At 72.2% G+C, this 8157-nt stretch carries 9 protein-coding genes, 1 tRNA gene, 1 pseudogene and 1 riboswitch; of the genes and pseudogenes, 3 read left to right on the top strand and 8 right to left on the bottom strand.

Annotation, left to right across the window (positions count from 1 at the left end):
• The 4 genes from ACFY5B_RS39070 to ACFY5B_RS39085 all read right to left on the bottom strand — a co-directional run.
• A partial coding sequence (locus ACFY5B_RS39070; RefSeq protein WP_389979905.1) for an aldo/keto reductase occupies positions 1-936 on the bottom strand: 936 nt, incomplete at its 3' end.
• Positions 937-1106: 170 nt separating this feature from the next.
• Positions 1107-2147 (bottom strand): M23 family metallopeptidase, encoded by a 1041-nt coding sequence (locus ACFY5B_RS39075; RefSeq protein ID WP_389979908.1) that lies wholly within the window; start codon positions 2145-2147, stop codon positions 1107-1109.
• A gap of 11 nt (positions 2148-2158) precedes the next feature.
• Positions 2159-2315, bottom strand: a riboswitch (cyclic di-AMP (ydaO/yuaA leader).
• Positions 2316-2602: 287 nt separating this feature from the next.
• Positions 2603-2676: transfer RNA gene (locus ACFY5B_RS39080), tRNA-Met, on the bottom strand.
• Between the two features lie 67 nt (positions 2677-2743).
• Positions 2744-3874, bottom strand: coding sequence for a dihydrofolate reductase family protein (locus ACFY5B_RS39085; RefSeq protein ID WP_389979911.1), 1131 nt, complete (start codon positions 3872-3874; stop codon positions 2744-2746).
• Between the two features lie 77 nt (positions 3875-3951).
• Here ACFY5B_RS39085 and ACFY5B_RS39090 point away from each other — a divergent pair, with 77 nt between their 5' ends.
• The 3 genes from ACFY5B_RS39090 (at position 3952) to ACFY5B_RS39100 (ending at position 5859) form a co-directional block, all read left to right on the top strand.
• Positions 3952-4467, top strand: coding sequence for a MarR family winged helix-turn-helix transcriptional regulator (locus ACFY5B_RS39090; RefSeq protein WP_389979914.1), 516 nt, complete (start codon positions 3952-3954; stop codon positions 4465-4467).
• A 132-nt stretch (positions 4468-4599) separates the two neighbouring features.
• A complete protein-coding gene (gene ribA, locus ACFY5B_RS39095) occupies positions 4600-5241 on the top strand; it encodes a GTP cyclohydrolase II (protein WP_389979917.1) in 642 nt (213 codons plus the stop codon).
• Positions 5242-5358: 117 nt separating this feature from the next.
• Positions 5359-5859, top strand: a complete 501-nt coding sequence (locus tag ACFY5B_RS39100) for a MarR family winged helix-turn-helix transcriptional regulator (RefSeq protein WP_389979920.1) — start codon at positions 5359-5361, stop codon at positions 5857-5859.
• A 168-nt stretch (positions 5860-6027) separates the two neighbouring features.
• Here the strand turns inward: ACFY5B_RS39100 and ACFY5B_RS39105 are convergent, their stop codons facing one another.
• The 4 genes and pseudogenes from ACFY5B_RS39105 to ACFY5B_RS39120 form a co-directional block, all read right to left on the bottom strand.
• Entirely contained in the window at positions 6028-7101 is a 1074-nt protein-coding gene (locus ACFY5B_RS39105) for a SpoIIE family protein phosphatase (RefSeq protein WP_389979923.1), read from the bottom strand.
• Positions 7101-7544 carry an anti-sigma regulatory factor gene (locus tag ACFY5B_RS39110; protein WP_184847815.1) on the bottom strand — a complete coding sequence of 148 codons (444 nt, stop codon included), beginning with the start codon at positions 7542-7544 and terminating at the stop codon, positions 7101-7103. The genes ACFY5B_RS39105 and ACFY5B_RS39110 overlap by 1 nt, the downstream gene beginning before the upstream one ends.
• Positions 7544-7963 (bottom strand): STAS domain-containing protein, encoded by a 420-nt coding sequence (locus ACFY5B_RS39115; RefSeq protein WP_389979926.1) that lies wholly within the window; start codon positions 7961-7963, stop codon positions 7544-7546. The genes ACFY5B_RS39110 and ACFY5B_RS39115 overlap by 1 nt, the downstream gene beginning before the upstream one ends.
• Positions 7960-8157: pseudogene (locus ACFY5B_RS39120) on the bottom strand (hypothetical protein); the annotation flags it as partial. The pseudogene ACFY5B_RS39120 and the gene ACFY5B_RS39115, both read right to left, overlap by 4 nt.

Raw genomic sequence — 8157 nt, forward strand, 5'->3', positions numbered from 1 at the left:
CGCCTGCGTGAGCCGCTCGGACTCGGCCTCAGTGAGCGTCAGCTCCCCGACGCCGATCAGCGCGGGCAGCTGCTCCACCGTCCGTGCGGAAGCGATCGGCGCCGCCACGGTCGGCTGGGCGGCGAGCCAGGCGAGGGCCACCGTGGCCACGGGCACGTCGTGCGCCCCGGCGATCTCGTCGAGGGCGGCGAGCACCCGCTGCCCCCGCTCGGTCTCCAGGTGCTTGGCGGCACCGCCCGCCCGTGCGCTCTCGACGGTCGTGCCGGGCCGGTACTTGCCCGTGAGGAAGCCGGACGCGAGCGCGTAGTACGGAACGGCCGCGAGGCCTGCCCGCTCGGCGAGGTCCTGGAGCTCCCCCTCGTAGGTGTCTCGGGAGACCAGGTTGTAGTGGGGCTGGAGGGCGACGTACCGGGCGAGCCCCTCGCGGTCGGAGAACTCCAGGGACTCCCGCAGCCGCTCGGCGGAGATGTTGGAGGCGGCTATGTGCCGTACCTTCCCGGCCTTCACGAGGGTGTCGAGCGCGCCGATGATCTCCTCGACGGGCACGTCGGGCTGGTCGAAGTGGGTGTAGTAGAGGTCGATGTAGTCGGTGCGCAGGCGCCGCAGGGAGGCGTCGGCGGCGGCCGTGATGTTGGCGGCGGACAGACCTTTGAAGTCGGGGTGCTGGCTGACCTTCGTGGCGACGACGACGTCGGAGCGGTTGCCGCGGGCCTCGAGCCACTTGCCGAGGATGGTCTCGGACTCCCCGCCCCGGTTGCCGTCGACCCACGCCGAGTAGACGTCGGCGGTGTCGACGAAGTTGCCGCCGGCGGCGGTGTAGGCGTCGAGTACGGCGAACGACCGGTCCTCGTCGGCGGTCCAGCCGAAGACGTTGCCGCCGAGGGCGAGCGGGAAGACCTCGAGGTCGGAAGAGCCGAGCTTGCGCAGAGAAGTCATGCTCGACGTCAACACCCAGAGGGGAACGCCTCATTCCGCGGTGAACGCAAAAGCCCTGTAAACACTCCCCGCCCGGTGTGCGCCGCCGCACACGCCCGGAAAACGACCGACGGCCCTGACGTCGGGGGGTCGTCGTCAGGGCCGTCGGTCGTTCAACGCACGCCTACCGCTTACGGGTTCAGTCCCTTGCCGCGCAGCCACGCCACCGGGTCGATGCCGCTCGCGGATCCACCGGAGTGGACTTCGAGGTGCAGGTGCGCCCCGGTGACGTTGCCGGTGGCGCCCACGCGGCCGATCACGTCGCCGGTGCTGACCTTCTGGCCGACGCTGACGCCGATGGAGGACTGGTGCGCGTACCAGATCTCGGTGCCGTCATCGAGGGTGAGGACGGTCTTGTAGCCGTACGAGCCGTTCCAGCCCGCCTCGGTGATGGTGCCGCTGTGCACGGCCTTGATCGGCGTACCGGTCGGAGCGGCGAAGTCGAGGCCGGTGTGGTAGCCGGAGGACCAGTAGGCGCCGGCCTGACCGAACGTCGAGGTGAGGGTGTACGAGGAGGTCGGCAGCGTGAACTGCTTGGCGAGGGCGGCGAGGCGCTCGGCCTCGGCCTTCTTCTCGGCCTCCTCCTCCGCCTTCTTCTTGGCTTCGGCGGCCTTGGCCTTGGCTTCCTCCTCCGCCTTTGCGACGGCCTCCTTGGCCGCCTTCTCGGCGGCGGCCGCGGCGTCCTCGGCGGCCTTGGTCTCGATCTGCTCCTGCTGGTGCTCGACCTGAGCCATGATCCGGGCACGCAGCGCGTCACCGGCGCCGGCGCGGGCGCCGGACGTGTCCTTCGCGGTGTCCGCGGTGGCGGTGCCGAGGCTGCTGAGCGGGGTGGCGGAACCTTCGGGGGTGTCGTCGTCCGAGATGAGGGAACCCACCGAGGGCAGGTCCGGCACGGAGATGGACACCGGGGGCTTGCCGGTCTGGGCGCTGGCCATGCCGCCGGCACCCACGGCGGCTATGACGCCGACGCCCAGGACGGTGGAGCTGCGGGCGAGGCCTCCGCCGCGCTGCTTGGTGACGCGATGCCGGCCACGGACGGGACGGATGGACTCCTCGGTGGGGTTCCACTCCTGGAACGGGCCCTCGTCGGTGCGCTGACCGCCGTAGCCGAAGGTGTCGGTGTCGCGCGTCGGCGCGTACGGGGCCGTGGGGGCAGGCCGGTTGGACGCCACGTGGGCGTACTCCTTTCCTTCCTTCTCGCCTACCGGGTTAGCTGACGGGTTCGGAGCAGGAAGGTCTCCTACGCGCGTATACCGCCCGTGCTCGCACGGTGGTGTACGCCCGATTCACCCCAAGTGGTGGTTCCCCGGTTCCCTTTCGGGATTCGGCGCGTGCGCACGGAGCCGCCTTCTGTGACGGCTGGGACGACCGCGCTGCGTTATCGAACGTTAATGGAGGCGCGAGGGGTATTCCAGCGATTCCACTTGATCATTAACCTTTTTCGCGCGGACTTACCTGCCATGACCGGTTTAAATCGGGCGAGTTGACCGCTCCACAAGTGACTGACGAGTTTTGACGGTGTGTCAGTTGTTATGCGGAACGGGGTGGTTCGCTCACCGAACATAATGACGTACCGGGAATGCACCGAGGGCCGGAATCCGTTTGGATTCCGGCCCTCGGCCTTCAGTAGCGGGGACAGGATTTGAACCTGCGACCTCTGGGTTATGAGCCCAGCGAGCTACCGAGCTGCTCCACCCCGCGTCGTTGTGTCACCAGTGTACGCCATCCGCGGGACCGCTCGCACACACCCGCCGTTCCGGCTCCGTGCTCAGCGCGGCAGGTGGCGGTTCGGGGCCTTGGCCTGCTCCTCGTGCTCCGGGAGGACGAGGACCTCCACCCCCTGAGCCGCCAGGAGGCCGCTGCCGTCGGCGTCCGTCACGAAGGTGTCCGGCTCGCGCCAGGCCGTGACGACCCGTCGGACACCCGCGTCGAGGATCAGCCGGGCGCAGGGTGCGGGGCGGGAGGCGCGGTGGGCGCACGGCTCCAGGCTGCTGTACACCGTCGCGCCGGGCAGGCGCGGGTCGTCCGGGTCGAGCTTCGCGAGGGCCGCCTCCTCGGCGTGCACCACCGGGTCGCCGCCCTCACGGGAGTGGCCGCGGGCCAGTTCCGTGCCGTCGGCGGCGACCACGACCGCGCCCACGCTGAACGCCGTGTCCGACGGCGGACAGCGCTCGGCCAGCTCACAGGCGCGGGCCAGCCAGTGGTGGTCGGCGGCGGCGGGCAGGGAACCGGTGCCCGGGGCGGTCGGCTCGTAGCGCATCAGGACGACGTCTTCGATCCGCCGCGACTCCAGCAGCCGGAGCCGACCGTCCTGGTAGCCGCCGGGGCCGAAGAGCCGGGGCGCCCGCGGGTCGCCCACGAAGAGCGGGGCGAGGACCAGCTGGAGTTCGTCGGCCAGGCCCTGGGTGAGGAGCTGGGTGTGGATCAGGCCGCCGCCCTCGACCATGAGCCGCCGTACGCCCCGGACGTCGTGCAGGTGCGTGAGCAGCCGCCGCCAGTCGAGGTCCGCGCCGAGCGGGACGACGTCGGTGGCCAGTCCCAGCGCGCGGGCGCGTTCCGCGCCCTGGCCGGTCGTGTAGAGGACCTTCTCGCCACCCGTGTGCCAGAAGCGGGCGTCCGGGTCGAGGTCGCCGGAGCCGCTGACCGTGACCTTGAGGGGGTACTCGGGCTTGCCCGCGGCCGTGCGTGCGGACCGGCGCCGCTCCGAGTTCACCAGCAGGCGCGGGTTGTCGGCGCGGATGGTGCCGGCGCCGATCAGGATCGCGTCGACGGAGGCCCGCACCTCGTCGACCCGGTCGAAGTCGGCCGGGCTGGACAGGAGCAGGCGGTCGGGTCCGGTGTCGTCCAGGTAGCCGTCGAGGGAGACGGCGGCGGACAGCAGGACGTACGGGTGAGGCATCGGTGCTCCGCGGCTGGTCGGGACGGCCGGACTGGACAGGTCTTGGTTCAAGTTTGAAACAAACCTACACTGGCGGCATGACGACTCGCTGGCTCAGCCCCGATGAGCAGCGCGCCTGGCGCGCCTACATCGCCGCCTCGCTGCTCCTGGAGGACGCGATCGACCGGCAGCTCCAGCAGGACGCCAGCATGCCGCACCTTTACTACTCCATCCTGTCCGTCCTGTCGGAGTCCCCGGAGCGGCGACTGCGCATGACCGATCTCGCGGAGCGGCTGAAGATCACGCGCAGCCGGCTGACGTACGCGGTCACGCGGCTGGAGAAGGACGGCATGCTGCGGCGCGAGGCCTGCCGGTACGACAAGCGGGGCAGCGTCGCGGCGCTGACCGACGAGGGTTTCGCCGTGCTGGTTCGCGCGGCGCCCGGGCATGTCGCGACCGTGCGGAGCGCCCTGTTCGACCGCCTCAGCGAGGAGCAGGTGGGCCAGCTGGAGGAGATCTCCGCGGCGATCGTGCAGGGGCTGCAGGAGGACGGGGCGCGGGCGGCGGCGGACGAGGTGCCGTGGCGGCGGAGGTCGTCGACGGCCTGTTCGTGACGCGCGCCACACCGACCCGGATCCTCGTTGCTTCAAATTTAAAGCACGAGTAGGGTTCCGATCGTGGTTCTGCTTCAAATCTGAAGCAGTACGGCTGTGCAGCCGAACAGGAACGGAACCCGGAGGCCCCGCATGTCCGACACCCCCGCCGTCATCGCCACCCCGCGCTCCCGCGTCCGGGTCCCGCTGCGCTTCCACGACGGCTACGAGGCGGACGCCGAGCTCGTCACCTTCCACGGGCTGGCCGACGGCCAGGAGCACGTGGCCGTGATCCTCGGCGAGCCCGGCCCGGTCCCGCTGGTGCGGCTGCACTCCGAGTGCCTGACCGGGGACGTGTTCGGCTCCGCCCGCTGCGACTGCGGCCCGCAGCTGCGCGAGGCGGTCGAGAGCATCGCCGAACGCGGCGGGGTGCTGCTCTACCTCCGCCAGGAGGGCCGCGGCATCGGCCTCTACAACAAGCTCGACGCGTACGCCCTGCAGGACGAGGGGCTCGACACGTACGAGGCGAACGCGGCGCTCGGACTGCCGGAGGACGCCCGCGACTACACGGCGGCGGCCCAGATGCTCCGGGCCCTGGGCATCGGCGAACTGGACCTGCTCTCCAACAACCCCGACAAGGCGGACCAGTTGCGGTCGCTGGGCGTCGACGTCCGCGAGCGGATCCCCACGGGCGTCTTCACCACCGCGCACAACGTCCGCTACCTGCGCGCGAAAGTCCTCCAGACCCAGCACACGCTGCCGCTCGCCGCGCTGGCGGAGCTCAGCGCCGGCTGAGCGGTCGCCGGTCCGGCCGGGTACTGAACCGGGCTGCTTGCCCCTCGCTTCCTCGGGTACAGCCTTTGCAAGAGGGTGACCTCATCAGCACCCGGAGCTTTTTGGAAGTGACCGTTCGTGACCGATCTCGACGGCCCAGGCACCCCCCGGGCGAAGGGACCGGGCGAGGGCCCGGAGGCCGTCGCAGCGCAGATCGCCGATGCCGTGGAGAGTCTGGCGGAGCTGTGGTCGATCGCCGCCCAGGAGGCGTCCCTGCGCCTTTCACCGCACCAGTTGCGGGCGCTGCGCACCGTGCAGGCGACGCCCGGCCTGAACCTGACGGCCCTCGCGGACGGCCTGGACATCGGCCTCCCCACGGCCAGCCGCCTCTGCGACCGCCTCGCGGCGGCGGGCCTGCTGGAACGGACCCAGCACCCCGGCACCCGCCGCGAGGTCCAACTGTGGCTCACCTCACACGGGCAGCACGTCCTGTGCGATGTCGCCGACCGCCGCGCCCAGGCCCTGGCCACAGCGCTGGCGGCCATGGAACCGGCCGAACGGTCGGCGCTGAGCAGGGGGTTGCGAGGGTTCTCGGCGGCCCGGGACACGGTGGTCCCGGGCGTCGACGGGACCGAGTGAACGCCGTCGGAGCCCCGAGCCACGGCGGCCCACACCACCGGCAGTTCGCCGCAAACACCGTCAGGCGCCCGAGCCACGGCGGCCCACACCACCGGCAGTTCGCCGCAAACGCCGTCAGGCGCCCGAGCCATGCCGGCCCACACCACCGGCAGTTCGCCGCAAACGCCGTCAGGCGCCCGAGCCATGCCGGCTCACACCGCCGGCGGTGAGGACCGCCACGCAGGTGTCGTCCCGCACCGGGCGGGCCGCGCTCCCCGCGTCCCGGAGGACCACCGCGGCCGCCACGGCCGGGTCGCAGCCGGGCAGTACGCCGTCGTCGGGCGGCGTCCAGCGGCTGGGCAGGCCGTCGCTGTGCAGCACCAGCAGACTGTCCGCGTGCCAGGGCACCCGCTGCACGGGCACGGACGCCGGAGCCTGCGCACCCACGATGCCGGGGTGGGACAGCAGCGGCTTCCACGTGCCGTCGGTCCGCAGCCGGGCACCGACGTTGCCGATCCCGGCGAAACTCAACTGCGCTTCTCTTACATCCAGTTGGGCCACGGCGACGGCCGCACCCCGGGTGGGGCGCAGGGCCCGGCCCAGACTGCGCAGGATCTCGACCGGCGGCAGCTCCGCCAGGCTGCGCAGTTCCCTCACCGCCGCGGTGGAGGCCTCTGCGGCCTTCGCCCCGTGACCGAGCCCGTCGGCGAGCAGCAGGGTCAGACGGTCACCGGAGCGCACCCGGCCCCAGGCGTCCCCCGACTGCTCGGCCCGGCCCAGGGGGACGTTGACACCCCCGGCGCGCGGACCCGGCGGTGGCGGCCCCTGGTTGCGGACGGCCGGCTCATGGCCGATCCGGGCCATCACGACGGTGCCCCGGCCCGGCGCGCTGTGCAGATCGAAGTCGTTCGCTATGCGCCGGCACGTCCCGAGCCCGGCTCCGAGCGAGGCGGCGACGGTGGTGGTGTAGCCGTCGCGCATCGCCGCCGCGACGTCCGGGATGCCGGGTCCGTGGTCGAGCGAGACGAGCTGCACGGCCGTCCGGGGGCCGTCGTCGTGCGCCCGCTCGACGAGGTTGATCAGCACCCGACCGCCCTCGGCGTGCCGCAGCAGGTTGGTCGCCAGCTCCGTCGCGACGAGCGCGGCGGTCGCCGTGCGGTTCGAGGGCAGGCCTGCGCAGGCACTGGCCTCCTCGGCCGCCACCCGCACGTCCCGCACGCGCGTCGAGTCGTCCTCCACCGGCACGTCCCAGACCCTGCTCATCACGGCACCGTCCGGGAGGGCGGCACGACGGTGGCCCAGGCCGTGACGGTGACGGTGGTCCCCTCACCGGGCCGGCTGTCCACCTCGAACTCCTGCACCAGCCGCTTGGCCCCGCTCAGGCCGAGCCCGAGCCCGCCACCGCTGGTGTAACCGTCGGTCAGCGCCTGGTCCAGGTCGCGGATGCCGGGACCGGTGTCGACGAAGTCCAGCCGCAGCCCGTGCGACGACCCGGCGTCCAGCGGGGTGAGCCGCACATGGCCGCCCCCGCCGTGGACGAGGGTGTTGCGGGCCAGTTCGCTCGCCGCGGTCACGAGCTTGGTCTGCTGCACGAGCCCGAAGCCGAGCTCGGCGGCGGCCTGCCGGACCTGCTGCCGAACCCACGCCAGATCGGCGTCCGAGCCGATCGGCAGGCTGGCCGGGCCGGCATGGCGGGAAGCCTGCATCATGGACTCCCCTCGCCCCGGCGCGTGGTCACGCCGAGCGTCTCCATCGCACGCTCGACGTCCAGGGCCGTCCGCAGGCCGGGCAGGGTGAGCCCCAGCTCGACCAGGGTGATCGCCACCGCCGGGCGCATCCCGGCCAGTACCGTACGGGCCGCCAGCAGCTTGGCCCCGGCGGCGATCTCGGCGAGGACCCGGCCCAGGAACGAGTCGACGATCTCCACGCCGGAGATGTCGATCACGACACCGTTCACCCGGCTGTCCGAGATCCGGGCCGTGATGTCCTGCTGGAGCTGCTCGGCCATCCCGTCGTGCAGCTCTCCCTGGAGGGTGACCAGCAGGACGTCGCCCAGCTGGAGGACCGGCACGGTGAAGCCGAAGCCGTGCCCGCCCGCGGGCCCGTGTCCCGCGAACCCGGTCACCGCGTGCCCGCGTCCGCCGCCGCGCCGGCCGCCCTCAGCGGTGCGATCTCGACCCCCTGCTCGCTGAGCGCGTAGGCGAGCGCGTCCGCCAGGCTGGAGCGGGTGAGCACCGTGCCGAGGTCGATGCCCAGGTGGACGATGGTCTGCGCGATCGCGGGCCGGATGCCGGAGACGATGCACTCGGCGCCCATCAG

Source organism: Streptomyces sp. NPDC013187 (assembly GCF_042899705.1).
Classification (GTDB): domain Bacteria; phylum Actinomycetota; class Actinomycetes; order Streptomycetales; family Streptomycetaceae; genus Streptomyces; species Streptomyces hawaiiensis_A.